Annotated in this window: 26 protein-coding genes and 7 tRNA genes; 14 read left to right on the top strand and 19 right to left on the bottom strand. The window is 64.0% G+C overall.

What is annotated here, in order from left to right:
* Positions 1-35: 35 nt before the first annotated feature.
* From CIHUM_RS06570 to CIHUM_RS06550, 5 genes are all read right to left on the bottom strand, one after another.
* On the bottom strand, positions 36-713 hold the full coding sequence (locus CIHUM_RS06570; protein ID WP_034998786.1) for a metal-dependent transcriptional regulator: 678 nt from the start codon (positions 711-713) through the stop codon (positions 36-38).
* A gap of 136 nt (positions 714-849) precedes the next feature.
* Entirely contained in the window at positions 850-1,851 is a 1,002-nt protein-coding gene (locus tag CIHUM_RS06565; protein ID WP_034998787.1) for a sigma-70 family RNA polymerase sigma factor, read from the bottom strand.
* 111 nt (positions 1,852-1,962) lie between these two features.
* Positions 1,963-2,397, bottom strand: a complete 435-nt coding sequence (gene dtd, locus CIHUM_RS06560) for a D-aminoacyl-tRNA deacylase (RefSeq protein WP_034998789.1) — start codon at positions 2,395-2,397, stop codon at positions 1,963-1,965.
* 16 nt (positions 2,398-2,413) lie between these two features.
* Positions 2,414-3,973: a DUF7782 domain-containing protein gene (locus CIHUM_RS06555; RefSeq protein WP_243427144.1), complete on the bottom strand. Its 1,560-nt coding sequence runs from the start codon at positions 3,971-3,973 to the stop codon at positions 2,414-2,416.
* A 26-nt stretch (positions 3,974-3,999) separates the two neighbouring features.
* Positions 4,000-4,422, bottom strand: coding sequence for a DUF3099 domain-containing protein (locus CIHUM_RS06550; protein WP_051106372.1), 423 nt, complete (start codon positions 4,420-4,422; stop codon positions 4,000-4,002).
* A gap of 51 nt (positions 4,423-4,473) precedes the next feature.
* Here CIHUM_RS06550 and CIHUM_RS06545 point away from each other — a divergent pair, with 51 nt between their 5' ends.
* From CIHUM_RS06545 to CIHUM_RS06535, 3 genes are read left to right on the top strand one after another with little or no spacing between them, the layout of a single operon-like run.
* Positions 4,474-4,728: a DUF3039 domain-containing protein gene (locus CIHUM_RS06545; protein WP_034999293.1), complete on the top strand. Its 255-nt coding sequence runs from the start codon at positions 4,474-4,476 to the stop codon at positions 4,726-4,728.
* Positions 4,725-6,488 (top strand): DEAD/DEAH box helicase, encoded by a 1,764-nt coding sequence (locus tag CIHUM_RS06540; protein WP_034998790.1) that lies wholly within the window; start codon positions 4,725-4,727, stop codon positions 6,486-6,488. Before CIHUM_RS06545 ends, CIHUM_RS06540 begins: the two co-directional genes overlap by 4 nt.
* 48 nt (positions 6,489-6,536) lie before the next feature.
* Entirely contained in the window at positions 6,537-7,151 is a 615-nt protein-coding gene (locus tag CIHUM_RS06535; RefSeq protein WP_051106373.1) for a DUF4190 domain-containing protein, read from the top strand.
* A gap of 85 nt (positions 7,152-7,236) precedes the next feature.
* Here CIHUM_RS06535 and CIHUM_RS06530 read toward each other — a convergent pair whose 3' ends face one another.
* Positions 7,237-8,754 carry an RNA polymerase sigma factor gene (locus CIHUM_RS06530; protein ID WP_273680165.1) on the bottom strand — a complete coding sequence of 506 codons (1,518 nt, stop codon included), beginning with the start codon at positions 8,752-8,754 and terminating at the stop codon, positions 7,237-7,239.
* A 168-nt stretch (positions 8,755-8,922) separates the two neighbouring features.
* Positions 8,923-9,681, bottom strand: a complete 759-nt coding sequence (gene ppgK / locus CIHUM_RS06525) for a polyphosphate--glucose phosphotransferase (protein WP_034998793.1) — start codon at positions 9,679-9,681, stop codon at positions 8,923-8,925.
* A gap of 166 nt (positions 9,682-9,847) precedes the next feature.
* On the opposite strand from ppgK, the gene CIHUM_RS06520 reads away from it, so the two are divergent.
* On the top strand, positions 9,848-10,141 hold the full coding sequence (locus tag CIHUM_RS06520; protein ID WP_034998795.1) for a DUF4193 domain-containing protein: 294 nt from the start codon (positions 9,848-9,850) through the stop codon (positions 10,139-10,141).
* Between the two features lie 80 nt (positions 10,142-10,221).
* On the opposite strand, the gene CIHUM_RS06515 is transcribed toward CIHUM_RS06520, so the two are convergent.
* A complete protein-coding gene (locus tag CIHUM_RS06515; RefSeq protein WP_243427146.1) occupies positions 10,222-10,755 on the bottom strand; it encodes a DUF3093 domain-containing protein in 534 nt (177 codons plus the stop codon).
* Between the two features lie 192 nt (positions 10,756-10,947).
* Here CIHUM_RS06515 and dut point away from each other — a divergent pair, with 192 nt between their 5' ends.
* The 4 genes from dut (at position 10,948) to dxs (ending at position 15,756) form a co-directional block, all read left to right on the top strand.
* A complete protein-coding gene (gene dut / locus CIHUM_RS06510) occupies positions 10,948-11,376 on the top strand; it encodes a dUTP diphosphatase (RefSeq protein WP_034999296.1) in 429 nt (142 codons plus the stop codon).
* Between the two features lie 85 nt (positions 11,377-11,461).
* The gene (locus CIHUM_RS06505) at positions 11,462-12,451 is read left to right on the top strand and encodes a DUF3710 domain-containing protein (RefSeq protein ID WP_051106375.1); all 990 of its coding nucleotides are present in this window, start codon (positions 11,462-11,464) and stop codon (positions 12,449-12,451) included.
* Positions 12,452-13,729, top strand: coding sequence for a class I SAM-dependent RNA methyltransferase (locus tag CIHUM_RS06500; RefSeq protein WP_187370383.1), 1,278 nt, complete (start codon positions 12,452-12,454; stop codon positions 13,727-13,729).
* A gap of 89 nt (positions 13,730-13,818) precedes the next feature.
* Positions 13,819-15,756 (top strand): 1-deoxy-D-xylulose-5-phosphate synthase, encoded by a 1,938-nt coding sequence (dxs, locus tag CIHUM_RS06495; RefSeq protein WP_034999303.1) that lies wholly within the window; start codon positions 13,819-13,821, stop codon positions 15,754-15,756.
* Here dxs and CIHUM_RS06490 read toward each other — a convergent pair.
* Together CIHUM_RS06490 and CIHUM_RS06485 are read right to left on the bottom strand one after the other, a co-directional pair.
* On the bottom strand, positions 15,753-16,958 hold the full coding sequence (locus CIHUM_RS06490; RefSeq protein ID WP_034999306.1) for an HRDC domain-containing protein: 1,206 nt from the start codon (positions 16,956-16,958) through the stop codon (positions 15,753-15,755). The two genes, dxs and CIHUM_RS06490, sit on opposite strands and share 4 nt — an antisense overlap.
* 12 nt (positions 16,959-16,970) lie before the next feature.
* A complete protein-coding gene (locus tag CIHUM_RS06485) occupies positions 16,971-17,585 on the bottom strand; it encodes a DUF3000 domain-containing protein (RefSeq protein WP_034999308.1) in 615 nt (204 codons plus the stop codon).
* Between the two features lie 152 nt (positions 17,586-17,737).
* Between CIHUM_RS06485 and hemQ the strand changes: the two genes are divergently transcribed.
* Positions 17,738-18,439 (top strand): hydrogen peroxide-dependent heme synthase, encoded by a 702-nt coding sequence (hemQ, locus tag CIHUM_RS06480; protein ID WP_034998798.1) that lies wholly within the window; start codon positions 17,738-17,740, stop codon positions 18,437-18,439.
* Between the two features lie 53 nt (positions 18,440-18,492).
* Here the strand turns inward: hemQ and msrB are convergent, their stop codons facing one another.
* From msrB to CIHUM_RS06465, 3 genes are read right to left on the bottom strand one after another with little or no spacing between them, the layout of a single operon-like run.
* The gene (msrB, locus tag CIHUM_RS06475) at positions 18,493-18,894 is read right to left on the bottom strand and encodes a peptide-methionine (R)-S-oxide reductase MsrB (protein ID WP_034998800.1); all 402 of its coding nucleotides are present in this window, start codon (positions 18,892-18,894) and stop codon (positions 18,493-18,495) included.
* Positions 18,891-20,126, bottom strand: a complete 1,236-nt coding sequence (locus CIHUM_RS06470; protein WP_243427147.1) for a glycosyltransferase family 87 protein — start codon at positions 20,124-20,126, stop codon at positions 18,891-18,893. The genes msrB and CIHUM_RS06470 overlap by 4 nt, the downstream gene beginning before the upstream one ends.
* Positions 20,127-20,154: 28 nt before the next feature.
* On the bottom strand, positions 20,155-20,850 hold the full coding sequence (locus CIHUM_RS06465; RefSeq protein WP_158293373.1) for a pyrimidine reductase family protein: 696 nt from the start codon (positions 20,848-20,850) through the stop codon (positions 20,155-20,157).
* An 81-nt stretch (positions 20,851-20,931) separates the two neighbouring features.
* Here CIHUM_RS06465 and CIHUM_RS06460 point away from each other — a divergent pair, with 81 nt between their 5' ends.
* A complete protein-coding gene (locus CIHUM_RS06460; RefSeq protein ID WP_034998802.1) occupies positions 20,932-22,392 on the top strand; it encodes a hypothetical protein in 1,461 nt (486 codons plus the stop codon).
* Between the two features lie 2 nt (positions 22,393-22,394).
* Positions 22,395-23,369 (top strand): asparagine synthase C-terminal domain-containing protein, encoded by a 975-nt coding sequence (locus tag CIHUM_RS06455; RefSeq protein ID WP_034998803.1) that lies wholly within the window; start codon positions 22,395-22,397, stop codon positions 23,367-23,369.
* 42 nt (positions 23,370-23,411) lie between these two features.
* On the opposite strand, the gene CIHUM_RS06450 is transcribed toward CIHUM_RS06455, so the two are convergent.
* From CIHUM_RS06450 to CIHUM_RS06425, 6 genes are all read right to left on the bottom strand, one after another.
* Positions 23,412-23,487, bottom strand: a tRNA-Gly gene (locus CIHUM_RS06450).
* A gap of 35 nt (positions 23,488-23,522) precedes the next feature.
* Positions 23,523-23,594 (bottom strand) — tRNA-Val (locus CIHUM_RS06445).
* Positions 23,595-23,609: 15 nt separating this feature from the next.
* Positions 23,610-23,683 (bottom strand) — tRNA-Cys (locus CIHUM_RS06440).
* Positions 23,684-23,726: 43 nt separating this feature from the next.
* Positions 23,727-23,802, bottom strand: a tRNA-Gly gene (locus tag CIHUM_RS06435).
* Positions 23,803-23,837: 35 nt separating this feature from the next.
* Positions 23,838-23,909 (bottom strand) — tRNA-Val (locus CIHUM_RS06430).
* A 19-nt stretch (positions 23,910-23,928) separates the two neighbouring features.
* Positions 23,929-24,004: transfer RNA gene (locus tag CIHUM_RS06425), tRNA-Gly, on the bottom strand.
* Between the two features lie 237 nt (positions 24,005-24,241).
* On the opposite strand from CIHUM_RS06425, the gene CIHUM_RS06420 reads away from it, so the two are divergent.
* The 3 genes from CIHUM_RS06420 (at position 24,242) to CIHUM_RS06410 (ending at position 25,766) form a co-directional block, all read left to right on the top strand.
* Positions 24,242-24,313: transfer RNA gene (locus tag CIHUM_RS06420), tRNA-Val, on the top strand.
* Positions 24,314-24,571: 258 nt separating this feature from the next.
* Positions 24,572-25,144, top strand: coding sequence for a copper resistance CopC family protein (locus tag CIHUM_RS06415; RefSeq protein WP_051106377.1), 573 nt, complete (start codon positions 24,572-24,574; stop codon positions 25,142-25,144).
* Between the two features lie 10 nt (positions 25,145-25,154).
* Positions 25,155-25,766 (top strand): copper chaperone PCu(A)C, encoded by a 612-nt coding sequence (locus CIHUM_RS06410; protein WP_034998805.1) that lies wholly within the window; start codon positions 25,155-25,157, stop codon positions 25,764-25,766.
* Positions 25,767-25,776 lie beyond the last annotated feature (10 nt).

The raw sequence follows: 25,776 nt of genomic DNA, 5'->3' as shown, positions 1-25,776 counted from the left end.
AAGTCCTTTCCGTGCTGGTGAGTCTCTCAGTCTTGTTAGCCCTGAAGCTCCACGCGCAGGGCGTGCGAGACATCTGCGGTGAGCACGAAAGTCTCACCCTCATCGGTGGAGACCTCCAGCGCGCCGTCCTCCAGTGGGTGCAGATCCACCGTTTGTCCCACAAGCTGGCCTGCGGATTTCGGCAATGCGCCGTCCTGCAGGATCTCGCTGATCTGCACCACCTTCGCGCGCGCCGGTTCTTTCAGACGCAGATCACTGGCCCGGGTGCCCACTTGCTCAGCGGTGCCAGCGCTTGCGCCGAGCTCGGCGAGGGCGGGGATCGGGTTGCCGAAGGGGGAGCGGTCCACGTTGTCAAGCACCGCGACGACCCGGCGCTCCACCTCTTCACTCATCACGTGCTCCCACCGGCACGCCTCATCATGGACCTGAGCGAGGTCCATCTTCAGTACGTCGGTAAGTAAACGCTCCGCGAGACGGTGCTTGCGCATCACGGCGGTCGCGCGCCGCCGCCCCTCCTCAGTCAACGACAGGGAGCGGTCGTGTTCAACCACCATCAGACCGTCGCGCTCCATGCGCGCCACCGTCTGCGAGACGGTCGGCCCAGACTGCTCGAGGCGCTCCGCGATTCGCGCGCGCAGCGGCGTAATGCCTTCCTCTTCCAGTTCGTAGACGGTGCGCAGATACATCTCTGTGGTGTCAACGAGATCACGCACTGTGATGCTCCCTTCCAATCGCGGTACTGGTTAGAGGTCCGAAAACCATGTGGCAATACTTTAGCCCAGCACCTGTGGCTGTACCGGTAAACCTGAAACAGGGTGCTGGGCTGAAAGCTGCGGAGCGCAGTGCCGATTAGAGCGCGTAATCGCGCAGGCGGTCGGCGCGCTCGCCAGCGCGCAGCTTCGCCATCACTTCACGCTCGATCTGGCGGACGCGCTCGCGCGACAGTCCGAACTGGCGGCCGATCTGGTCCAAAGTGCGCGGCACACCGTCGGTCAGGCCATAGCGCATGCGAATGACGTCCTGCTCACGCTGCTCGAGGCCGTTGATGATGTCCTCGATATCGTCGTGGCGCAGTGTGGTCACCACCGCGTCCTCGGCGTCGGTGGCCTCGGCGTCCTCGATGAAGTCTCCCAACGGCGCTTCCTCATCCGCGCCGACCGGCATGTCCAAGCTCACCGGGTCCCGGGACTGGCGCAGCAGCATCTCAATCTTGGACTCCTCGATGCCGGATTCTTCCGCAAGCTCTTCGTTCGTGGGCTCGCGGCCCAGGGACTGGTACATCTCGCGGCGGATGCGGGACAGTTTGTTCACCTGCTCCACCAGGTGGACTGGGAGGCGGATCGTGCGGGACTGGTCCGCCATGCCGCGCGTAATTGCCTGGCGGATCCACCATGTGGCGTAGGTGGAGAACTTGAAGCCCTTGGAGTAGTCGAACTTCTCCATCGCGCGGATCAGGCCCAGGTTGCCCTCCTGGATCAGGTCCAAAAGCGGCATGCCGCGGCCGGTGTAGCGCTTGGCCAGGGAGACCACGAGGCGCAGGTTTGCCTCAAGCAGGTGGGCGCGGGCCTTGCGGCCTTCCTTGGCCAGAATCTTCAAGTCACGCTTCTTCGCGCGAGTCAGCTTCACCTCTGGATCGTCCAAAAGGCGCTGCGCGTACAGGCCGACCTCGATTTGTTGAGCGAGTTCAACCTCTTCCTCAGCGTTGAGCAGGGCAGTCTTGCCGATGCCGTTGAGGTAGACGCGGACGAGGTCCGCAGAAGGGTTGTCGTTGGTCTGGTTCCGTCGGCTACCGCGGTCGACGGTCTCCCCGGATTGTTGAGTTCCCTGTGCAGCGTGATCCGGTTGGGTCATGTGGCAACGCCTCCTCGGACTAGGTGGAAGAGCTGGGGGACAGCTGGGCAGTCTAGATGGGAAACGCTTGGCTGTCCTGTAGTGTTCCCGCCCGCGGGAAATATATTCAGGTCATGCTTCCACAATGACGGTAAAGGGCCCATCGTTGACGCTCGCGACCTGCATGTGTGCTCCAAAACGCCCTTCCTCGACGTGGATGTCGCGCGAGCGAAGTGCTTCGGCGATAGCGCCGATCACCGGCTCCGCCGCATCGCCGGGTGCCGCGTCGCTCCAGGACGGACGCCGGCCTTTCGCCGTGCGGCCCATCAACGTGAACTGGCTGACCAGCAATACCGGTGCGCCAGCGTCTTCCACCGACCGCTCGCCGTCGAGGATGCGCAACTCTGCGATCTTGCGCGCCACTGTCTCCCACGCATCGTCCGCGTCCTCGCGGCCCGCACCTACGAGGGCGAGGATCCCGCCGGTGTCGGGGCAGTCGATCGCTCCGACGGTTTCTCCGTCCACGGTCACCGACGCGCTCGTCACGCGCGTGAGTACAGCTTTCATTGATGCTCCGTTCCGTCTAGAGGTGGGTAAGTTGCGCGATCTCTGCGGGCAGAACCAGCCCGTGGCGCACGAGGTCGACTACAGCTTTCGCCGCCTCAGCCTCAAGCTTTTCGACGTCCTCCGGTTGCCCCGTCCCGCGCGAAGCCGCGTACAGGCCAACCACGTCGCGCAGCGGCAAGCCGTTCGGGTGCAGTCCGGAGATCAGCGAGAGGATGCCGGCGTCGATGGTGTGGGAAAACCGTGGCCCGTCGGTCCGAGTGATACGCAGCGTCTCGTCCGCGAACCCCATTCCGAGATCGGTGTCGGCGAGCTTGATGTCCTCCAACGCCACAGTGGGCCGGACCACGTAATTCGCGTCGAGGATGTCGTCGCGGTCCTTGCCGCGCAGCCACGCGGTCCGGGTGAAGTACTCTTCGGCTTCCGGGCCGAGCGGGTCTGTAAACGGCTGGGACAGCTCCTCGCAGGTGACCTCGCTCGGCGCGTCGCCGATGTCTTCCAAAAGTATCCAGCCAAAGCCCACGGCGTGGACGTCGTTGTCGGCGAAGTGGTCGAGCCACTGCACGGTGCGCGCGACGCCTTCGTCCGAGCGCGGATCGATGGACTCGTCTCGCAACCAAGTGGAGACGTACATGCCGGGATCGACCACGTCTCGCTGCAGCACCCAGGCGCTCACGCCGTGGGAAGGCAACCAGGACGCGACCCGGGACTGCCAGGGCTGGTCAAGCACATGCACCCAGGAACCGAGGATAGAGGCGCGGCCGCCTTCGGCAAGGTGCTCCGGTGCTTGGCTGAGCACCAGTTCGGTGGCGCCGTCGAGGTCCAAGCCAGAATCACGGTAGACATGGCCAACTTCCGGCAGGCCCACCACAAAGGGGGGATTAGCCACGATCCGGTCAAACAGCTCGCCCTGGACCGGCTCGAACCATTCGCCTTGGCGCAACTCCACGTTGTCCACCCCGTTCGCCCGCAGTGTCGCCTCGGCGAACTCCAGTGCGCGGGCGTGCACATCGGTGGCCACCACGTGGGTGGCGTTGTCCGCTTGTGCAAGTGCTTGGACTCCGGAGCCAGTCCCCAAATCCAGCACAGAATCCACGGGCGTGCACGGAGTTGCGGACAGCAACGACAGAGATGCCGAGCCGACGCCGAGGACGTGGTCGCGGCCCGGGACGCGGGCGGTCATCGAGGCATCCAAATCCGAAAGCACCAACCTCGGTGTGCCGGCCACGACGTGGGGACGTACCTCGACGGCAATACGGTAGGTGGATGAGTCTGGCACGGGCAGTACCAAGTGGTCGTCGATAAGCGAAAGCGCAAGCTTCGGGGTGAGCATCTCACCCAATGCCTCCGCTGTTGCGGGGCGACGCAGCACGAAGAACCGGATCAGGCGCGACAGGCGCGCGTCGTCGGAACACACCGCCAGAACAACCCCCGGCTCGCGGCGGTAGAGCGCCTCGGTGGCCTCCGGCCCGAGGTGGGCCGCGATGCCGTCGGCGCTGAAACCCGCCGCGTCGAGTTCTTTGGCAAGCGCCTGGGCAACTGCGGGAAAGTTAGGGGAGAGAGGTTCTGGTGCAATCACGCGCGACTCCTGCAGTGCGAGGGGGCTTATTCGTCGTGGTCGATGATAGCGGGGGAGCTGCCGCGATCCGTCTCGGCCGATTCCAGCGCCGTGCGCTGCTGCGCCAACATCTGCTGCTCCTGGCGTGCCACGGCAGGCTTGTACACGTTCTTTTGGCGGGCATCCCGTACCTCGCCCTGTGTGTTCCCTCGCACTACAGCAATCCACGGCAACGGGACAGATACCACGAACAAAATGCCGGCGAGCACCCACCAATTCGCCCACGCCGCAGCCACGGCCGCGACGATGAACGGTAAGCGCAACCCCTGCAGGACTGCGTACTGCTTCTCGCGTGACTGCCTGTTCTGCTCGGGAGTGTAGGAAGCATCCGTGATCAGCGCGCGGGATTTCCTGCCCCGGCGGAAGCGGCGGGAGACGCGCTCAGTGGATGGCTGTTCGTTGGCGCTCATGAACCTTGAGGTTAGCCCTCCGGCTTAACCTCTCGCCCGAATTGGGGCATGATGGATGCCGTGAATACGACGACGAAGACGCTCGAGCGCCCGGACCTCAGGGAAGACACCTCGTCGACCACAGACGACGGCACCCCCAAGTTCTTCCACTACGTGAAGAAGGACCAGATCGTCGATTCCGCCATCTCCGGCAAAATGGTGGTGGCGTTGTGCGGCGAGACCTTCCCGGTGAAAAAGCAGGCCAAGCCGGGGTCCCCGGTGTGCCCCGACTGCGAACGGATTTACAAGGGGCTGCGCCGCAAGTGACCGCCGCGACTTCTGGGCCCCAGCTGCGCAAATGGCAGCAGGAGGCCCTTGATTCGTTTCTCCGCGACAAGCCGCGCGACTTCATGGCCGTGGCAACCCCAGGCGCGGGCAAAACCACCTTCGCGCTGACTCTGGCCTCGCGTTTAAAAGAGGACAAGACTGTCCAACGCATCATTGTCGTCGTGCCCACGGAGCACCTGAAGCACCAGTGGTCCGACGCGGCGAAGCGTTTCGGGCTGTCCTTGGACCCGAACTTCACTAATTCTTCTGCCGTTAACGCCTCTTACGACGGCATTGTGGTCACCTACGCGCAGGTGGGCATGCATCCCTTCAAACACCACGCTGTGGCGTCTGCGCGTCGCACGCTGGTGATCTTGGACGAGATCCACCACGCCGGCGACTCCAAGAGCTGGGGCGACGGCGTCTATGAGGCGTACAACGATGTCGAACACCGACTGGCGCTGACCGGTACGCCGTTTCGTTCTGACGATTCGCAGATCCCGTTTGTGCGTTACGTCGAGGACGGTGAAGGCCACTTGGTTTCAGAGGCGGACTACACCTACGGCTATTCGCATGCGCTTGCCGACGGTGTGGTGCGCCCCGTCGTCTTCCTCGCGTACTCGGGAGAGGCACAGTGGAAGGACTCGGCGGGTGAGGAGTATTCCGCGCGCTTGGGGGAACCGCTGAACGCAGAGCAAACCACCCGCGCCTGGCGCACCGCGTTGGACCCGAAGGGCGACTGGATTGCCGCTGTGCTTTCCGCCGCGCACACCAGGTTGATGAAAATCCGCGCCAACATGCCGGATGCCGGCGGCCTAGTCATCGCCACGAACAAGACCACCGCCCGCGCCTACGCGAAGATTCTGACGAAGCTGTCCAACACTCCGGTCACTGTGGTGCTTTCCGACGAACCGGGCGCGTCCGACCGCATCGACGAGTTCTCCGCCTCGCGCGACGAGTGGATGGTGGCGGTGCGCATGGTCTCTGAGGGCGTGGACGTGCCGCGGCTGTCCGTGGGCGTGTACGCCACCTCCGCGTCCACTCCGTTGTTCTTCGCCCAGGCGATCGGCCGCTTCGTGCGCTCCCGTATGCCGGGCGAGTCTGCTTCCGTGTTCCTGCCGTCGGTGCCGGTGCTGCTGCGACTGGCGGAGGAGATGGAGGTCTCGCGCGATCACGTTCTGGGCAAACCCCACCGGGAGTCAGGCTGGTCCGACGAGCTGCTGGAGCAAGCCAACCGCACCCAAACCGAGCCGGACGATATGCCGTCCTACGAATCCATCGGCGCTTCCGCTGAGCTGGATTCGCTGATTTTCGACGGCTCCACCTACGGCACCCCTACCCAAGCCGGCTCTGCGGAGGAACAGGACTTCCTCGGCCTGCCCGGCCTGCTCGACGCCGATCAGGTGCGCACCCTTTTGGCCAAGCGCCAAAGCGATCAACTGGACGCGCGCGACGCTGAAGAGCGGGCGCGCAGGGCCGAAGAACGGAAGGCGCGCGAACGGGCGGAGGTACTCGGCGAGCCGGCGGCAAAGCCTCCCCCGGCCCCGGAAGCGGCAGCCGGCGAAGCTACAACCGCCGCAGACCAAATCCCCGCACTGCGCAAGGAACTCAACGCCCGCGTGGCCATCGCGGCGGGTAAGAGCGGCCGGCCCCACGGCGCGATCCACACCGAGGTGCGCAAAGCCTGCGGCGGACCGCCAACCGCACTGTGCAACGCCGAACAGTTACGCGAGCGAATCGCCTTCCTGCGAGACTGGTAGCCCCGACTGTAAAGTGGCGTGCACCGCAATGAAACGAAAGGAACTGTGATGAGCACCCCTTACAACGGCCAGAATCCGAACGGCCAGAACCCCTACGGTGAAAACCCCTACGGTGGCGACGAGTACGGCACCAACCCCGCCGGCAGCCACCCGGAGGGTGTTTCCAACTACGGCGATTACGCTGGCCACGAGCAGCTGCAGCCGGATCACACCCGCGGCGAACCGGGCCAGCCCGGATACGGCATGGCGGGCGGAAACTACAATCAGGCGCCGACGTCGTACGGCTACGAGGCAGCCCCAGCGCAACAGAATAACGGTGTAGCCCTCGCCGCGATGGTCGTGGGCATCTTGTCCCTGCTGGGCCTGCTGTTTCTCCTCCCGGGCCTCGTGCTCGGCGTGATCGCGCTGATCCTGGGCATCGTCGGTGTGAAGAAGGCGAACTCCATCGTCGGCCCGGGCTCCCGCAAGGGCATGGCAATCTCCGGCATCGTCATGGGTGCCATTGCCACGATCCTGTCCGCGCTCATGCTCATCTTCGGCATTTCTGTGGCGAAGCAGCTTCTCGATGACGGTGTGTTTGAAGCGTGCGAGCAGTTCCAGGGCGATAATGAGCAGTACGAGTCCTGCATCGAGGACGAAATTGACAAGAGCTTGAACAACTAAGCACTTGCTTGACCACGTTTAAGCGCCCCGACCACGAACGGTCGGGGCGCTTAAACGTTGCGGGGAGAATACCCAGACTGCGGAATTAATCCAGGTAGTCGCGCAGCACCTGTGAACGCGACGGGTGGCGCAGCTTCGACATAGTCTTGGATTCGATCTGGCGAATGCGCTCGCGCGTCACACCGTAGACCTGGCCGATCTCGTCGAGGGTGCGCGGCATCCCGTCTGTGAGGCCGAAACGCAGACGCACAACACCGGCCTCACGCTCGGACAGGGTATGCAGCACGTCTTGCAGCTGGTCCTGTAGCAGCGTGAACGACACCGCGTCCACAGCCACGACAGCCTCGGAGTCCTCGATGAAGTCGCCGAGCTGGCTGTCGCCCTCGTCGCCGATGGTCTGGTCAAGCGAGATCGGCTCGCGGGCGTACTGCTGGATCTCGAGGACCTTCTCCTCGGTGATATCCATTTCCTTCGCCAGCTCGAGCGGCGTGGGCTCGCGGCCGAGGTCCTGCAGCAACTCGCGCTGGATACGGCCGAGTTTGTTGATGACTTCGACCATGTGCACCGGAATACGGATGGTGCGGGCCTGGTCCGCCATGGCGCGGGTGATGGCTTGGCGGATCCACCACGTTGCGTAGGTGGAGAACTTGTAGCCCTTGGAGTAGTCGAACTTCTCCACGGCGCGAATCAGGCCGAGGTTGCCCTCCTGGATCAGGTCCAAGAAAGCCATGCCGCGGCCGGTGTAGCGCTTCGCCAGGGAGACCACCAGGCGCAGGTTTGCTTCCAGCAGGTGGTTCTTCGCCTTGCGGCCGTCGCGCGCAACCGACCGCAGGTCGCGCTTCACGGCGGGGGTGAGCTTGGCGTCTTTGTCGCCTTCGGCGGCTGCGCGCGCCATTTCGTCGAGACGGTACTGCGCGTACAACCCGGCCTCGATACGCTTGGCAAGCGAGACCTCCTGCTCGGCATCGAGCAGAGCGACCTTGCCGATCTGCTTGAGGTACGCGCGCACCGAGTCCGCAGATGCCGTGAGCTGCGCGTCCTTGCGTGCCTGGCGCAGTGCGGCGGACTCTTCGATGTCCCAGACGGAGGAACTGTCTTCGCTTTCCTCGTCCTCGTCCTCGTCCTCGTCATCCTCGGCGTCGCCATCGCGCGCGCCGTCCTCATCATCATCGCCGAGCGTGTCGTCGATGTCTTCGTCGAAGGTGTCGTCCTCGTCGTCGATCTCCGGATCGAAATCCGTATCGTCGCGGTCGACACCCTGCTCGTTCAGCTCGTCAGCGTCGCTACCGCCGGCCTGGAGCTCGTCCTCCAACTCGTCGGCATCTGCGGCAGTATCCTTCGCTGCCTTAGTTGCCTTCTTTGCCGTCGCCTTTTTCGCAGTCGTCTTTCTTGCGGTCTTCTTCGCAGCCTTCTTCGCGGTCTTTCTCGCCGTTTTCTTGGCGGCCTTCTTCACCGTCTTCTTGGCGGTCTTTTTCGCGGTCTTCTTCGCAGCCTTCTTAGCCGCTTTTTTCGCGCTGGATTTGGCAACGCTGCCTGCGCCACCGTCGGACGAAACTGCAGTCACGTCGTCGGCATTTTTGCTTGAAGCTTCGCTGGCTACCACGTACGCCCTTTCGAGTCAATCGGACCTTACCACTGGCAATCCAGGGTACGTATGCGTCCAAAAATTTTCAGAACGCCAATATTAACAGCCGTCCAGGCGGAGTATTCCGTGCCCCGCGCGGGCCGACCGTTGAACGGCAACCACCGTACATTACCGCCCCCCGAGGACCTACGGTGCGACATGGTCCTGGGCAGCCATCGCCGCTCCCACGATCCCGGCCCTGTTGCGCAACGCCGCCGGCGCCACCGGGGTATCTACTGTCAGAAGCGGAACCCATTTGTCCGCGTGCCGGGAAATGCCGCCGCCGACAATAAACGCCGCCGGGTTAAACAGCCGGTCGTATTCGTGGAGGACTTTATCCACGCGCTTGGCCCACTTTTTGTAGCTCAGCTCTTCCCGGTCCTTTGCAGCGGAGGAGGCGAAGTGCTCTGCCTCGGTGCCGTCGACAAGCATGTGCCCGAGTTCGGTGTTGGGGAACAATGTGCCGTCGACCAGGAACGCAGAGCCGATGCCGGTGCCGAAAGTGAGGAAGATGACTGCGCCGCTGCGGGCGGTGTCGCTGCCGAAGGCCACCTCGGCGATGCCCGCCGCATCCGCGTCGTTGAGCACCGAGATTGTTTCGCGGCCCAGCGCCTGGGTGAATAGGTCATGTACGTTGGTGCCCACCCACGACTCATCGATGTTGGCGGCGGTGCGCGCGACCTGCTGGGTCACCACCGATGGGAGAGTGATGCCGACTGGGCCCTCCCACGCGCATTCATCTACGATCTGCCCGACGACCTCGGCGACCGCCTCCGGTGTTGCAGGTTGCGGCGTGGCAATTTTTACCCGCTCGCCCACAAAAACGCCGGTGCGAAGATCCACCACGGCGCCCTTCACGCCGGAACCGCCGATATCCACACCGAAACCCAGAGCCTTTTGCGTCATGCAATGGAAGTGTACAAACGCGATGCGACACCTGCCTTCTGAGCGAAGTTTCTGGTGTCTGAGCAGGGAAGATGACAGGGCTATGTGTTTGACCTAGTATTCCGCTCAAATAACGACATTCAGGCCCCTCCCGGGGCGACCACGCTGAGCTGGAGGACACACCACCATGGCCACCGATTACGATGCGCCGCGCCGCCGCATGGATGACGATATTGAGACCGACTCCTTGGAAGGTCTCAAGGCTGCTGAAGTAGCTGGCAGCAGCATGGACGACGACGGCGAGATCGTTGAGCCCGTGGAGCCTCCGACCCAGGACCTCTCCGGCGAGGAGCTCAACGTAGAGGTCAAGCCGCGCCAGGACGACGAGTTCACCTGCGCGTCCTGCTTCCTTGTGCAGAAGAACAAGCGCCTCGCCTACACCGAGGACGACGGTTCGAAGATCTGCCTCGACTGCGAGTAAGCAGTTGCCTATCGACGGCTAAAGGGCGGCCCCACCTAGTCAGGTGGCGCCGCCCTTGAGTCTTTTGTCCCGCTGCCCGGTTATCCGGCGGTAGTGCCGGGGGCGAACGCCGCCAGGACATCTTCGGGGTGTTTCGCGGAGATCAACCAGTACGGGGTGGGATCCTCCGGGTCCTCCAAGACGATGAGGACGTGTTCGCTCACCCACGGGCGAGAGACCAAGTACGCCGCCGGGTCCAGTTGGCGCCCGAGCGCGTTCTGGCGGGCGGAACCCGGGACCACCATGGAGCGCGAGACCACGGTGTTGGGCAGGTTCGCGTCGTCGACGAGCAACCAGCGCGTGCCGTCCGGGTCCTGTTCCACGGAGACCGTGGTGCGCGATAGCCAGAACAAAAACCACGCGAACAGCGCCGAGAACAGCACCAGCGGGACCGCGAACCACCAGACGTTGCGGTTGAGGCCAAACTGTCCGGCGAGCAGCAACGCGAGCCCGGCGAGGGCAGCCCACCAATACCAAGGCACCCACTGACGCTCCGTGTACAGCACCTTCGCCTGAGGTGCCGTCGCTGCCTTCTCGGGGCCGGGGTTTGAAGGGGTCGAAGCGGTCTCACTCACGCACTCCACAATAGGCGTGCCCAGTGCAGGGGCATACTTGCAGGGCAGTCGCGGGGGAGACCGGTGCCGCGCATTGGCGGAGTGGCGCTGACGCACTGACCCTGACGTAGTGTGGGGCGGGTGGAGAAGCAAAACAGCGAGCACAGCACACACAACCCCAACGGCGCGCACACGGGCGATCCGCTCCCGCCGATCCCAGTCAAGCGCCTTGACCCGGAGCTGCCAATGCCGATGCGGGCGCACCCAGAAGACGCCGGCGCGGACCTGTATTCCGCGGAAGATTTGGTGCTGCAGCCGGGGGAGCGGGCACTCGTGGCTACAGGCATGGCGATCGCGCTGCCCGTGGGGACGGTCGGTTTGATCCACCCGCGATCTGGCATGGCTGCCAAGCACGGACTGAGCATTGTCAACACGCCCGGCACCATTGACGCGGGTTACCGTGGGGAGTTGAAGGTCTGCCTGCTCAACACCGACCGCTCCGAGCCGATCGAAATCACCCGTGGCATGCGGATTGCGCAGCTGGTGATTCAGCGTGTGGAGTTGGTGGATTTCACCGAAGTTGACGCTCTGGACGAGACGCAGCGCGGCGACGGCGGGTACGGCTCGACCGGAACCCACTAGCGCCGCTAGCACGGACTACAGTCAATAACCGCAAACGCAAGAATTACACTCATCTGCGACCACCAATTTTAGGGAGTGACCACCGATGGCATTTTGGCCGTTTGGCAAGAAAAAGAAGAAGCAGCAGGAAAAGTCCGTAGAGTCCTCGCCGCTGGAGCCGAAGCAGGAACAGCCCGGCGCTCAGGCCCCTGCGGCTGATGCCGAGGTGGCGCCGCAGACTGAGGCCGCTGAGGAGGCGTCGCCCGTTGAGAAGCAGGAAACTGCTCCGGCTGCCGCACCTGTCGCCTCCGCCGCAGCGGGTGTGGAGGCACTGACGGACTACGACCCGGTCGGCGGCTCCACTGGCCCGTTCGACGGCGACAACGTCGACATTGAGGACTTCGACTTCTCGGACTTTTCCGACGTCACCCTGAACCTCGGATCCATCCGTGTGCCGCTGCCGAAGGAATCCCAGGTGCAGGTGGAGATGGGTGAGCAAGGCCCGAAGATGGTCCACGTGGTCACCCGCTACGGCCGTATCACCCCGGTCGCATTCGCCGCACCGCGCACCGGCGGCCTCTGGGAGGAATCCTCGGAGGAGATCATTGCGGGCATGCGCGCCGAAGGCATGCCGGTGGAAATCCAGCAGGGCCCGTGGGGCCAAGAGATCGTTGGCACCGGCACCAACGGCGTGATCCGCATTATCGGTGTGGAGGGTCCGCGCTGGCTCTACCGCGTCACTTTGGCGGCGCCGACCGGCTCCGAAGACCAGCTCGCGGAGATCGGCCGCGAGACCGTCGCGCGCTCTTTTGTCTACCGTGGCGAGGACCCGATCCTGGCCGGCAACTCCCTGCAGGTGGTCCTGCCAGCGCAGCTTGCTCAGCAGGTGCAGGCCGCAGCCGAGACCAAGGCGCGTCAGGGCCAGGCTTCCGCGCAGGCACCGGCGGAGGGCAACCCGAACGCCCTGGGTGACGCACTGAAGCAAATCATCGCCCAGAACGTGGAGAACCAGAAGCAGCTGCAGGAACTGCGCGAGCGTCGCGCCGCCGGCGGCAGCTCCAAGGCAGGCGGCGGCAGCCCGTCTGCTGCCGAGTAAATGGCGGATCTGGCTGATAGCACCGGTGCGCCCGCTGTAGCGGCGGGGGCGCCGGTGCGTTTGCACGTCCGTGCCATGGCGCACGGCGGCGAAGGCATCGCCGACGCGCCCGACGGGCGTGTGGTGTTCGTCCGTGGCGCAATCCCCGGCGACACGGTGGAGGCGACGCTGACAAAGGTGAAGAAGCGGTGGGCCCGCGCGGAGGCTACCGCCGTGCTTGATCCGTCGCCGCACCGCGTCGACCCCACTTGCCCCGCGGCTGCCGCAGGTGCGGGGTGCTGCGACTTTTCCCATATCGCCGCCCACGCGCAGCTGGAGTTCAAACGCGAGGTGCTCCTGGGGCAACTGGGGGCGCTGTCCTCCCGCTCGGGGGTGTTGGACGGGTACGAACTCCATGAGGTGGAGGCGATTCAGCTTGAGCCAGTGACCGGGTGGCGGACCCGCGTCAGGCTGGGCGTAGACCGTAAGGGCAATGCCGGCATGCGGAGGGCGCGATCCGCTGAAGTTGTCGCTGGGGTGCAGTGCACGCAGCCGAAGGCGGGCTTGCTCGACGGCATTGTGGGCGAGGGAGCTGCAACGTTCACCCCGGGAGCCGAGCTCGTAGTTGCGGTTGACGCGAAGGGAACCCGGCATGTGGTGGAGACCCGGGCTGCGCAACGTGGGCGCCGCGTGGAGCGCGTCGAGCGCCTTCTTGAAGGGCCGGGTGAGCTGGTAGAACACGTGCGCGGGTTGGACTTCGTTTTTCCGCCGACTGCGTTCTGGCAAGCGCACCAGCGCGCCCCGGAGGCGTATTCCGATGTGATCTACCAGTGGGGTGCAGGCGCGTACGCCAACCGCGTGGGTTGGGACCTCTACGGCGGCGTCGGCGCGTTTGTGCCGGCGATGAGCGCGGCGCTCGGCGGCGGCCGGATTGAGACAGTGGACTACTCCAGCGCCGCCACCTCCCGCCACCAGCAGGTCGCCGACGCGTGCGATGTGCGCGTGCACCACGGCGATACGGCGGCAGTCGTGGGGGAGCTGGAGCGTCCCGGCTTAGTTGTGCTGGACCCGCCGCGGGCAGGTGCGGGCGCGGACGTGGTCCGCGCGATTGTTCAAGCGGCACCAGAGCGCATCATCCACGTCGGATGCGACCCGGCGACGTTCGCTCGCGATTTAGCGGGCTTTGGCGAACACGGCTACGCGGTGAAGCAAATGAAGCTTATCGACGCGTTCCCGAACACCCACCACTTCGAAGTGATGGCGATGCTTGAGCCGGTGCCGCGGGACGAATCTTCGTGAGAAAACCAGCGTGTAAACTAGCGTGAACGAAACGGCAGCTGCGCCCACTCCCGGGCGCGCCCGATATGGCGAAGGAGTACGACAGGACTGTGGCACTGCTCGAGCACATTGCGACGCCAGCGGATGTCCGCAAGCTTTCTCCTGCGCAGCTTGAAGCTCTGGCGGATGAGATCCGCGAGATGCTGATCCAGAAGGTCTCCGCCACCGGCGGGCACCTCGGCCCCAACCTGGGTGTGGTGGAGATGACCATCGCACTGCACTACATCTTCGATTCACCGAACGACCCGATTATTTGGGACACCTCCCACCAGTCGTACGTGCACAAGATCCTCACCGGCCGCGGAGGGCAGTTTGACACGCTGCGTAAAAAGGGCGGGCTATCCGGATACACGGCGCGCGCGGAGTCGGAGCACGATTGGACCGAGTCCTCGCACGCGAGCGCGTCGTTGTCGTATGCGGACGGTCTTGCCAAGGCAAAGGCGCTGAAGGGCAGCGATGACGCCAACGTTGTCGCCGTCGTAGGAGACGGTGCGTTGACCGGTGGCATGTGCTGGGAGGCGCTAAACAACATTGCGGCGGCCAACCGCAACGTTGTCATCGTGGTCAACGACAACGGACGGTCCTACTCGCCGACCATCGGCGGGTTCGCCAACAACCTGACAAAGCTTCGCGACCAGCTTGCGGCGCTTCGAATGCAGCCGGCGTACGACGAAGTGATGGAGTCCGGCAAGAAGACGCTGAAGTCCATGGGCTGGGTGGGCGAGCGCACGTTCGACGCACTGCACGCGCTCAAAGAAGGCGTGAAGTACCAGGTGCTGCCCACCGAGATGTTCCCGGAGCTGGGGATGAAGTACGTCGGCCCGGTTGAAGGCCACGACATTAAAAGCTTGCTCAACGCTTTCAAATACGCCAAGCGCTATGAGGGGCCGCTGATCGTGCACGTGGTCACTGAAAAGGGCCACGGGTTCGCCCCGGCCGTGAACAATGTGGCGGATCAGATGCACTCCACGGGTGTCATCGACCCGGTGACAGGGCAGTCGCTCGCCGCGTCTGAGCCGGGCTGGACGTCTGTGTTCACTGAGGAGCTGCTGCGCGCCGGCCACGAGCGCGACGATATCGTGGCCATCACCGCGGCGATGGCGGGGCCGACCGGCTTGCAACCTTTTGCGGAGCAGTTCCCGGACCGTTTCTTCGATGTCGGTATTGCGGAGCAGCACGCTGTCGCTTCCGCCTCCGGGATGGCGCTCGGCGGCCTGCACCCGGTCGTTGCGGTGTACTCGACGTTTTTGAACCGGGCGTTCGACCAACTGCTCATGGATGTGGGGCTGATTGATCAGCCTGTGACGTTGGTGCTCGACCGCGCCGGCGTGACCGGTTCGGACGGTGCCAGCCATAACGGCGTGTGGGATATGGCGATCGCCTCCATCGTGCCGGGCATCCGCATTGCAGCGCCGCGGGATGCGGCGCGTCTGCGTGAGGAGTTCGCCGAGGCTATTGCTGTCGACGACGGGCCGACGGTTGTTCGCTTCCCCAAGGGCGCGGTTGGCGCTGATATTGATGTCGTTGAGCGTCTTGCCGGCGGTACCGACGTGCTGGCACGCCCGGAGGGCGAGGGCACCGAGGACGACATCGACGTGCTGATCGTCGCCGTCGGCGCCTTTGCGAGGTACGGCCTCGAGGTAGCAAAGGCGGTGCGTGACGACGGCATCCGGGCAACCGTGGTAGACCCGCGCTGGGTTATCCCCGTCTCCTCTGACGTGCTGGAGTTGGCCGCGGAAGCCGACCTGGTGGTGGTGTATGAAGACGGCGTGGTCCGCGGTGGCGTGGGATCCGCTGTTGCCGAGGCGCTTGCTGCTGCGGAGGTGGATACCCCGGTGCGGCAGCTCGCTTTCCCGGATATTTTCCCGCTGCACGCATCTCGCGGCGAGATCCTGCAGGAGTACGGCCTTGATCCAGTCTCTGCTGCGGATCAGGTTCGTCAGTGGGCAGACAGCCTGGCGGATCCGGAAGCTGAAGCGAAGCGCTAGACCAAATCGAGCATCTCCGCGTGCGCTGCGGCCAGGATCGGTGCAGTGATTTGGATCTGCCACGGTCGCGCGCCCGCTTTCTCCAGGGCGGTCGCTGCCTGGTGGGTATCCCACGCCGGCGCCTTGTCGGGCGCGTTCCACACCGTCTCGCGCAAAATCGCGGGCGTGAGCAAAATGTCGGGACGAATATCTAAGTCTTCTGCGCTGGCGGCGATGTCTTCGCGGCACAGCTGCAGCATCTGCCACGATTCGGGGTAGTGGCGCTCCCAGCCGGATTTCGACGGTGTGCCGTTTTCACGCGGATCTCGGCGTCGCGGCCACGTGGCTGGGTCCGCCGAAAGTGCGCGTTCGACCACGCCGAGCCAGCGCCGCACGTCCCGCGAGGGCATGCCTTTACCCCCGATCGCACGAGTCAGTCCGTGAGGAGAGTCCGGCTCGGCGAGCGCGATAGCCAATAAGGCCCGGTTGGGAAGTAGCCGCCCCGGAGCGATGTCGCGCTGCTCGCTGATCTCTTCACGCGCGTGCCAGAGTTCGCGGGCGACTTGGAGCCCGGATTGGTCACGTACCGACGCGAGCCCTTTCATATCCCGCCAAGTCTTCTCCGGGTAGGGAGTCTTTGAATATACGGCGATCAGGTGCGCGAACTCCTCGAATGCCCAATGCAGTTTGCCCTGAGCGTCGAGGACTTCCGTGAGCGCTTCTGCCAGCTCGTGGAGATATTCCACGTCGAGTGCGGCGTAGTCTTGCCACGACTTTGGCAGCGGCGTGCGCGACCAATCCTCGTGGCCGTGGCCTTTCTCCAGCTCCACACCGACGAAACGTTCGACCATGGCGGCGAGGTTGGGGCGGTCGTGGCCGACGATCCGTGATGCCAGCTCGGTGTCGAAAAGGATGCCGGGGTGCAAGCCGAGCAGTGCAAGGCTGCGCAGGTCTTCTCCCGCGGCGTGGATGATCCATTCTTGTCCACCTAGCACGGGGGCGAAGATCTCGCGCACCTCGTCGCGGTGGCCTTCGGGCGCTATCAGAAACGTTCCTGCGCCACGTCGCGCTACTTGCACAAGAAATGCGCGGTTGCCGTAGCGGAAGGAAGAAGCGCGTTCAGTGTCCACGGCGAACGGTCCGCGACCGTGCGCGAGCGCGCCCGCAGCCTCACGAAAGGCGGCGGGCGTATCTACAAGGCGGTAGTCCAGCCGGGCACTCATCAAAAAACGATATTAGCGCGCGCCGAGCTGTGCCACACCCTCCGGAGGCAAACCAGCCACGTGTGCGAGAACCTTGGAAAACGCTTCGACGTGGTGTTGAAGGTCGGTGCCCTCCGCGGTCCAGGACGCGCGCATCTCCAGCTGGTAGGCGCGTGGCGGCCCGCCGATCTCGCCGAAGCGCACAGAGGCAGTCGAGGTGACGGTGCCGCCGAGGTTGGTGTGGCGCGCGCCGGTCTCAGCCAGCGATTCGTTGAGCCACTGCCAGGCTACGTCCGGAAGCAGCGGGTCCGAGGCTACGGCGTCGTCCATGTCGGCCTGGATGTAGGCGACCAGGCGCATGGTGCCTTCCCACGCTTCTTCTGCGGCGGGCGAATGCAACAAGATCAGGCGGCCGAAGGCATCGCCTTCAGAGTCGACCGGGACGTTTTCTTCGTCCGCGTGCGCGACCTCCAAGCCGACGGCGTGGCTAAACGGTGCGGGGCGCTGCGGCGGGCGGATGGTGCCCAGGGTGATTTCGGGGCGCAGGCGCGCCGCGTGCATGGATTCAACGGCCGCACTGAATTCCGCGGGCCAGGAATCGCTGTTGCCGTGGTCGTCCCTGTTGCCGCCCGCGCCTCCGGCGGACATGGGCGAGGTGGTGTCCGGTTTCATCACAGGCTCAAACGTATCCAGCAACCGGCGTCGTTGGGGGAGGCGCGCCGTGAGTGCCACAACCTAGGGCGTAGAATGTCCTACGACTTTCGTTTGATCTGCCGTCCGGCAGGGAAGGGGCAAAATCTATGGCCAAGCTCGACTTTGACAAACTCAACGCCACGCAGCGCTTTCTGCAGTTCGCTGTGTTTCGCGCGCTCCCCGGGGTGCTTGGCGCCGAGCGCAGCCAGCTTATCGACGAAGCTCGCGCCTTCTTCTCCAACCTCGAGCAGGAAGGCGTAGTCACGGTCCGCGGCATCTACGACAACACCGGTATCCGCGCCGACGCTGACTTCATGATCTGGTGGCACGCCGAAGAGTTCGAGCATCTGCAAAAGGCCCTCGCGGATTTCCGCCGCGAGACGGAGTTCGGGCAGAAGGTGGAACTGAGCTGGATCGGCAACGGGCTGCACCGCCCCGCCGAGTTCAACAAGTCGCACCTGCCCAGCTTCATCATGGGCGAGGAGCCGGGGGACTGGATTACGGTCTACCCGTTCGTGCGCTCCTACGACTGGTACGTGATGGACCCGCAGGAGCGCCGCCGCATCCTTGCGGAGCACGGCATGGCGGCCCGCGATTTTGCGGATGTGCGAGCCAACACCGTCGAGGCATTCACGCTCGGCGACTACGAGTGGATGCTCGCCTTTGAGGCACCGACGCTGGAGCGTATCGAGGCGTTGATGAAGACCATGCGCTACACCGAGGCGCGCCTGCACGTGCGCGAGGAGATCCCGTTCCAGACGGGCCGCCGGGTCGGCGACATCGGCGAAATCATCTCGGTGCTGCCCTAGGAGGCTGGGCACCGGAGGTGGCGTCGGAAAGCAATTGCTTACCGGCGCCTTTTCTACGCTTCGTCGAGCGTCAACGAAATGGAATTAATGCAGTAGCGCAGATCGGTGGGGGTGTTGAAACCCTCGCCGGCGAAGACATGGCCCAGGTGCGAGTGGCAGTTTGCGCACAGTACCTCGGTGCGCACCATGCCGAGGGAGGTGTCCTCGCGCTCAATGATGGCGTCACCCGCCAGCGGGGAGAAGAACGAGGGCCAGCCGCAGTGGGCGTCGAACTTCTCGGTGGAGCGGAACAGCTCGGCGCCGCACGCGCGGCAGCGGTACACACCCTCGGTGGTGGTGTTGGTGTACTCGCCGACGCCTGGGGGTTCCGTGCCTGCTCCCCGCAGGACGTGGAACTCCTCCGGGCTGAGTTTCTCGCGCCACTGCGCGTCGGTGAAGTCCTTGAAATCCGTCATCGCCCAATCCTTTCTGTCGGAGCGAGCAAGGTGTGCCTAAACAATACCCACGCTGCGCACGCGACAATAAACACGGCCCACCCGGCGGTTGGCAAAAACGTGTTGAGCCAGCTGCCGGTCAGCGGGTGCAACGAGCTGGACCAGTTCAAGGGGGACAGGCACAGTGCGGCGCCGAGCCAGGCGGGCCAGCTGCGCAGGGGACTATCCGGGTGGAACACCGTAAACAAGGCGGGAAACAGCATCATGGAGTAATACGCCTGGCCCAGGGAGGACAAAAGGCACACCCCGGCGAGTAGTACTCCGGAGCCCACGGCGAGATACAGCAGCTCCTGGCTGTGGCGCACGCGTAAAAGCCCGAGCACCGCCCCCGCGACGGCGGCAGCCAGAAGCACGAACAGCGCGCCATGCGCCCAGCTAGGCATGCCGAAATACACGGCGAACCCGGACAGGGAAGAGTTGGCGTAATCGCGCGTGACCTTCAAATACGGCACCACCACGTCGAGGTAGTCGCGGGCACCGGGAGTCAGCGGCCACGCGATGAGGTTCATCACCACCGGAATGCCGATAGCGCCGAGCGCAGGGCGCCAACGCAGCTGTAACAGCGGCAGCACCAGCAGCGGGGCGAACATCGGCTTGACCAAGATGGCGAACCCCAGCACGATGCCCGCAGCAATATCGCGGCGGGAAAGCAGCAGCGCGATAAATGCCACTAGCGCCAGCAGGAGTATGCCGTTGATGTTGGAAAACACCAGCGTGTTGGTCACTGCCTCGGTGCAAAACGCTAATGCGATGGCCACCGGAAACGTCGGCCCGGAAAGCTTGCGGCCCGCAAGCTTGGTCAGCCAGGCCAACGCGGCGATGATGCACGCGGCGTTGACGGCGATGAACACCGGGCGCGCCACGTCGATGTCGGCAATGAGTCCCATCGGCGACAGCAGCAGGGTCGCGCCCGGGTTGTACAGGTAGTGCGGGTTAACATGGCTGTACACCTCGTTGTACACGGGGACGCGTTCGACGAAACGGCGCGCCGCGGACCACACCGTGGTGAAATCGTCCGTCACTGAACCTGCGCGCGCGAGGATGAACAGCCGGTGCACGACCAGAAGCACCGCGACAGGCCAAGCGGCAGCGGCAATTGCCGGTGCGAGGCCCGCGCGCTCGTCGGCAGGCTGGGCCTGCACTGCGGTCGAACCCGTTGCTGGCTCACTTCGTGGCGGTGGTGTAGCAATCACGCGCCTAACCGTACCTGCCGGGGTGTGGCTAGCCTTCGCGCACGCTCCGGTAGCGCAGGAAGAGCATTGAGTCGCACGTGACGTGCGCGGCCTCAAGCACGAAGGCGCGGTCTGAGGGGGTGTCCGCTTCAGCGAACAGGCGTAGTTCGGACGGCTGCACCGCACGCGGGCTGACGGTGTAGTGGAACACATCCACCTCGCCGGCGCCAATGAGCTGGGCATTCAAGCTGGGCCCGCCTTCGCACACGATGCGGGCCAACCCACGCGCGTGGAGCGCAGCCACGACCGCCGACACGTCTTGGCCTTCCACCGGCACGATCACGCCGCCCGCCTGCTCGATCTTCCGCGCGCGTGCAAAGACGTCCTTGTCTCTCAAGACGTCCTCGGGTACCGCGAACAACGGCGGCGTCCGCGTGTCCGTGAACAGCTGCGTTGCAGTGTCGAAATTCAGGCTCTTTGTCATGACGACAATCGGCGGCACTTCAGCTTGCCCGCGTGCGTGCCGCGTCTCGCGCTGCTGTTGGGTAGTGCGCACCCCGAAGTAGTTCTCCTTGCGTGCGGTCTCGGCGCCGACGAGCACCGCATCCGACCAGATGCGCAGAGCGTTGAGCAGCGCGAAATCGGTGTCGTTGCCTAAACCGGAAGAGGTGCCGTCACTCGCGGCAGCTCCTGTCAGCGCCGCAATGCCCATGAGGCGAGTCTCCCGCTGTCCGGGAGGCTTCACCGGTCCGATGAGAAGGTCCGGATTAAGGGTGTGAGGCCGCTCGTTCATTACACTTGCTTCCAGTCTGTTGAAGGGGATGTTGTGCAACCTACCGGAAACCGTTTTGACCTCGATGCGGCAGCCGCCGCTGCCAGGAAGGGCTGGATTGCGGACTCGGAAACTACCGAGTTTTACACCCTCCTGTTCGACCGCTCGGACAAGCACGTGTGGAAAGACAACCTCGCTGAAGCCGCGCGGGCGGCGTTTGCGCCGACCGCGGAAACGGCAACTGAGATGGTCTGGTTCGAGCCCTTCCTGAACATGGTCACCGACGTCTGTTGGCAGGCCCGGGAGCGAGGGCTCGGCGCGCATGAGCCGAAGCGCGTACGCCGCCACGGCAGCGTGGAGCAACCGCGCCTGCTGTATCTCGCAACCGCGTTGATTGAGCTGCAGCTGTACCGGTTCGACTTCAACTACGACGGCATTTTTGCAGTGCTCAGCCGCGCCGACGACGCCCCACTGCAAGTCGGCCCCTACGACCTCAACGGCATCTACCTCACGTTCGCGCAACTTAGTGCCGGCAAGCGGATCGTGCCGTCAGAGCTGTTTTCCTCCATCGGCCTAGACCCAGAAAGTCCGACGAACCTCTCGCGGCACCTGGACCGTGTACCCGTGAAGCTGCGCCACCTCTTGCTGCACGGCTTGTGGCTGTTTCCGTTCCGCTTCTACGGGGTAGAGATGCTGATTCTGGCGGAGTCTCTGGTCAAGTCGGACCCCAAGGACGGCAACGCGTACTACCGGATGGGGGAGGCATACCGCAGAATCGCCGCGGCAACGCAGTGGGATTTCGAAATTGGGCCGTCCGCCACCCACGCGTTCGAAGTGGAGCAGACACTCAGCGCTGACCCGACGCTGTTGGAAGACCAGAACTTCTGCTACCGGCGCGCCGTGGAATCTCTGGACATGGCAATCCGTGTGCTGGACCCGCAGCAGCTTGCCCGCCACGAGGAGTACAAGAACTACCGGCTGCTGGTCTCCACCGAGTGGCAGGTGCAAACAGCCATCCGCAGTGCCGTCGAGAGGCAGGTAGCTTCCGTGGACGAGAAGGTGCAGGCGTTGTCCCGCCAGCTCGAGTCAGAGTCGAATCAGCTCGTGTGGAAATCCGTGGAGGTGCTGTCGCTGTTTGCTGCCCTGATGGGGTTGTTGATCACCAACATCAGCGTGCTGGGCATCGATGGCATCTCCACCCTCGAGCGCGTCGGGCTCATCGGCTTGATGGCGCTCATCATGGTCGGCTTCTTCCTCTTGGTGCGCAACACCGTATTCCGGATGCGCGAAGGCCGGGAGGGACCCAAGGAGGTCCGCACGAAACCCCAGAAGTTCTCGCTGCGACGCCCACGAAAGACAGCCGTGCTCCAAGAGCGGATCAGCGAGCTTGAGCGCGACATCGAGCGGATGAGAAACACCAACTATCAGCTGGGCCCATTTTTGGACAGCGCCTCCGGCGAGCAACGACGCACCGGTGCGCAGCTTCACGACGGCTACCGCGAAAGGACACCGTAGCTATGCACGACATCACTGGGGCAGCGCTCGAATACGTTGCAGACGAACGGGAACTGACGAAAGGTCCCTACGACATTGCCGACGCCGGCGAAGCGGCCGCCACGATCGACCACTACCTTCGCGTACGCGTCACCGCCGCCGTCGCCCGCAGCGCCGGGCGAACCGTGCTCCAACTCTCCGGCGGCATCGATTCCATCTTGCTGGCCACCTACGTTGCTGAGGTCGCGCCGGGCGCGTTGGCCGTGACCTACAGTCAGCATGTGGAGGACCCGGAGGTGGGCAGGGCGGCAGCCGTCGCAAAGCAATGCGGCCTCGAGCACGTGATTTTTCGCCCCACCGACGAAGACTTCGAGCGGCTTCTCGCGCGGGTCGTGCGGGCCCTCGAGTTCCCGGAACCGTGGGAGATCTCGGCGGGCTGTGTGCTGGAAGCTATCGACGGTGCTTCGCACGAGCACGGCGCCGAAGGCGTACTTCTCTCCGGAGCCGGGGCCGACGCGCTGTTTATGGGTGGCCACACGGTGTTTCCCGCGGCGGGGGAGAGCCTCGTTGACGCGTGGGATGCGACGCTGCGAGCAAACGTGTCTAAAAACTTCAAGCGCGAGCGTTTTGTGCCAGACTTCTACGAGCGGCTCCTGGACGATCCTGAGCGCCACGTGCAGATCTGGCAGACCCACGCTGCGGTTGAGTTGGCCCAGCGCATCCACCCGTCGCTGGTGCAGCCCGACGACAGCAGCCACGACAAGTACATCTTCCGCAAGCTCGCGGTGGACCGGGGCGTCCCAGCTGAGGTGGCGTTCGCACCGAAGAACCCGATGCAGGTCTCATCCGGGCTCGTCGGCGCCATTGTGGACGCGGCCCGCCGCCAGCTTGAGCGTGACTTTGGAGAGCGCACGTACTCCTCGCCGCTGCAAGAGCAGCTGGAGTTCACCGTTGCCCGGCTGTACCTCCAACGCCTGGCCGGGGAGGAGCGCAAATAGCAAAAAGGGGCCCACCAGGAAGGTGGCCCCCTTTTTTTCAAGTGGAGCGGATGACGAGACTCGAACTCGCGACCCTCACCTTGGCAAGGTGATGCGCTACCAACTGCGCTACATCCGCATTGCTATTCAGTTACCGAGGGGATAAACCCTCTGTGCGCGATACTGGGATCGAACCAGTGACCCCTACCGTGTCGAGGTAGTGCTCTACCGCTGAGCTAATCGCGCAAGGCTATTGCAGCTTGGAGGTGGATACGGGAATCGAACCCGTGTACACGGTTTTGCAGACCGTTGCCTAACCACTCGACCAATCCACCGTGGAGTTACCTCCAAAGTATTCGGCTTCAACCCCGAAGTACTTGGAGCGGATGACGAGACTCGAACTCGCGACCCTCACCTTGGCAAGGTGATGCGCTACCAACTGCGCTACATCCGCATTGCTATTCAGTTACCGAGGGGATAAACCCTCTGTGCGCGATACTGGGATCGAACCAGTGACCCCTACCGTGTCGAGGTAGTGCTCTACCGCTGAGCTAATCGCGCCCAAGTTCCTCTGGGGAACTGGAGCGGATGACGAGACTCGAACTCGCGACCCTCACCTTGGCAAGGTGATGCGCTACCAACTGCGCTACATCCGCATGCGTTCCACGCTGTCCGCGTTGAATGCGAGAACAAACCTTATCCGCATACTGCCCGCCGTTACAAATCGCCATGTCACGGCCACTTTCAGGGGGTCATGTGTGAATTACGCGGGTGCAATTTGATCCCGTGGTGCATTTGCTTCTCGACGGCCCACGTTTCGGCACCCACCGTTATCCGTGATGACCAGCCGATTCGGAACTTTCGGCTTTGGTGTGTAATCTCTCTTCTCGTTCGGTCCTATGGCTCAGTGGAAGAGCGTTCCGTTCACACCGGAAAGGTCGCTGGTTCGATCCCAGCTAGGACCACAAAACACGCCCCAGGTTGGAAACAGCCTGGGGCGTTTTGCGTTTGCCCGCTAAACGCCGATATCGGCATTTGTGGGTTCGGCCCTTGGGAAAGCCCAGGTCCCGTCTCGGGCCCGGGGGTAAACGCCGATATCGGCGTTTAGGCTGCATTGCCCGGTTCATAGTTTTGGGGCGGGTGTGACGGGAACTAACGTTGGTTTGGATACGACTAGTGCTCTTAGCGCCAATCTGCGCGTTGGTTTTAATTGAGGAGGCACCATGCTCAGCCCGGCAACATTCACACGAGGTTGCGCGGTCGCAGCCGCAGCGGCCACTGCGGCGTTGGTTGCGGCGGCGCCAGCAATCGCTCACGATTCCGTGATTGGCTCGGACCCGGAGGACAAGGGCGTGGTCAGTGAGTTACCTGAAGCGGTCACCCTGGAGTTTTCCGGGGAGATCCAGGACGGCTTCAACACCGTGGCGCTTTCCCGCGATGCCAACGGGCAGTCCGAGGTGGTCTACTCCGGCGAGCCCGAGATCGACGGCCGGTTTGTCACCCTCGACCTACCGGCAGACCTGGATGCGCAGCCGGGCGACTACAAGGTCGGTTTCCAGATCGTGTCCTCCGACGGTCACTCAACGAAGGGGATGACCTCGTTCAGCTTCAACCCGTCCGGCGCGGCGACCGCGGACGCGAGCAAAGACCCGGTCGTCGACGCTGCCGACGGCATGAGCACCACCATGAAGGTGCTGCTCGCCCTCGCCGGCGTGCTTGTCGTCGCAGGTGCAGGCGTTGGTGCCCTAGCGAAGAGCCGCCGGATCTCTGAAACCAACACTGATAGGGACAAGTAGGACAACACCAATGAACAAGCGAATTGTTACCGGCCTTGCAGCTGCAGCTTTGATACTGGCCGGTTGCTCCGACGAACCGAACGACGCAGCACAGCAGCAGTCGGCCTACAACGAGACCACCTCGGAGGTGGGTGCCGCAGCCGACGACCTGGGCAACGGCGCGGTGACGCTGGAGCAGGGCGCCGTCCGCGCGAAGGCGGCGAAGGATGCGGCCGACGGCAGCGATATGACTGCTATCTTCGGCACGCTGCACAACAACTCCGACAAGGACATCACCGTGGTTGGCTTCACTACCTCGCTCGGCGAGGCGAGCTACCAGATCCACGAAGTCGTGGACGGGGTGATGCGCCAAAAGGACGGCGGCTTCGACATCCCCGCGGGCGGCACCCACGAGCTCGCCCCGGGCGGCGACCACTTCATGGTGATGGACTACGAGCCGGCCATCGAGGCAGGCGACACCATCGATGTGACCCTGCTGCTGGAAGGCGGCGCGACCGCGACCGTGTCCGATGTTGCCGTGCGCACCATGCTGCCTGGCGACGAAAGCTACGGCGACCTCGGCGAGCACGCCGACCACGCTGAGCACGCCGACCACGCTGACCACGCTGAACACAAGCACTAGAGGAGGATGC

The sequence above is a fragment of the Corynebacterium ihumii genome, assembly GCF_028609825.1.
GTDB classification, from domain to species: domain Bacteria; phylum Actinomycetota; class Actinomycetes; order Mycobacteriales; family Mycobacteriaceae; genus Corynebacterium; species Corynebacterium afermentans.
This window is presented reverse-complemented; position numbering and strand designations above follow the sequence as displayed.

Excerpts from the sequence above, each read along its gene's own strand:
- CIHUM_RS06500 (WP_187370383.1), top strand. The coding sequence starts at position 12,452 with ATGGCGGATCTGGCTGATAGCACCGGTGCGCCCGCTGTAGCGGCGGGG.
- CIHUM_RS06505 (WP_051106375.1), top strand. The coding sequence starts at position 11,462 with ATGGCATTTTGGCCGTTTGGCAAGAAAAAGAAGAAGCAGCAGGAAAAG.
- CIHUM_RS06490 (WP_034999306.1), bottom strand. The coding sequence starts at position 16,958 with ATGAGTGCCCGGCTGGACTACCGCCTTGTAGATACGCCCGCCGCCTTT.
- CIHUM_RS06550 (WP_051106372.1), bottom strand. The coding sequence starts at position 4,422 with ATGAGCGCCAACGAACAGCCATCCACTGAGCGCGTCTCCCGCCGCTTC.
- CIHUM_RS06410 (WP_034998805.1), top strand. The coding sequence starts at position 25,155 with ATGAACAAGCGAATTGTTACCGGCCTTGCAGCTGCAGCTTTGATACTG.
- msrB (WP_034998800.1), bottom strand. The coding sequence starts at position 18,894 with ATGACGGATTTCAAGGACTTCACCGACGCGCAGTGGCGCGAGAAACTC.
- CIHUM_RS06485 (WP_034999308.1), bottom strand. The coding sequence starts at position 17,585 with ATGTCCGCCGGAGGCGCGGGCGGCAACAGGGACGACCACGGCAACAGC.
- CIHUM_RS06545 (WP_034999293.1), top strand. The coding sequence starts at position 4,474 with ATGGATGCCGTGAATACGACGACGAAGACGCTCGAGCGCCCGGACCTC.
- CIHUM_RS06565 (WP_034998787.1), bottom strand. The coding sequence starts at position 1,851 with ATGACCCAACCGGATCACGCTGCACAGGGAACTCAACAATCCGGGGAG.
- ppgK (WP_034998793.1), bottom strand. The coding sequence starts at position 9,681 with ATGACGCAAAAGGCTCTGGGTTTCGGTGTGGATATCGGCGGTTCCGGC.
- CIHUM_RS06535 (WP_051106373.1), top strand. The coding sequence starts at position 6,537 with ATGAGCACCCCTTACAACGGCCAGAATCCGAACGGCCAGAACCCCTAC.
- CIHUM_RS06455 (WP_034998803.1), top strand. The coding sequence starts at position 22,395 with ATGCACGACATCACTGGGGCAGCGCTCGAATACGTTGCAGACGAACGG.
- hemQ (WP_034998798.1), top strand. The coding sequence starts at position 17,738 with ATGGCCAAGCTCGACTTTGACAAACTCAACGCCACGCAGCGCTTTCTG.
- CIHUM_RS06520 (WP_034998795.1), top strand. The coding sequence starts at position 9,848 with ATGGCCACCGATTACGATGCGCCGCGCCGCCGCATGGATGACGATATT.
- dtd (WP_034998789.1), bottom strand. The coding sequence starts at position 2,397 with ATGAAAGCTGTACTCACGCGCGTGACGAGCGCGTCGGTGACCGTGGAC.
- CIHUM_RS06415 (WP_051106377.1), top strand. The coding sequence starts at position 24,572 with ATGCTCAGCCCGGCAACATTCACACGAGGTTGCGCGGTCGCAGCCGCA.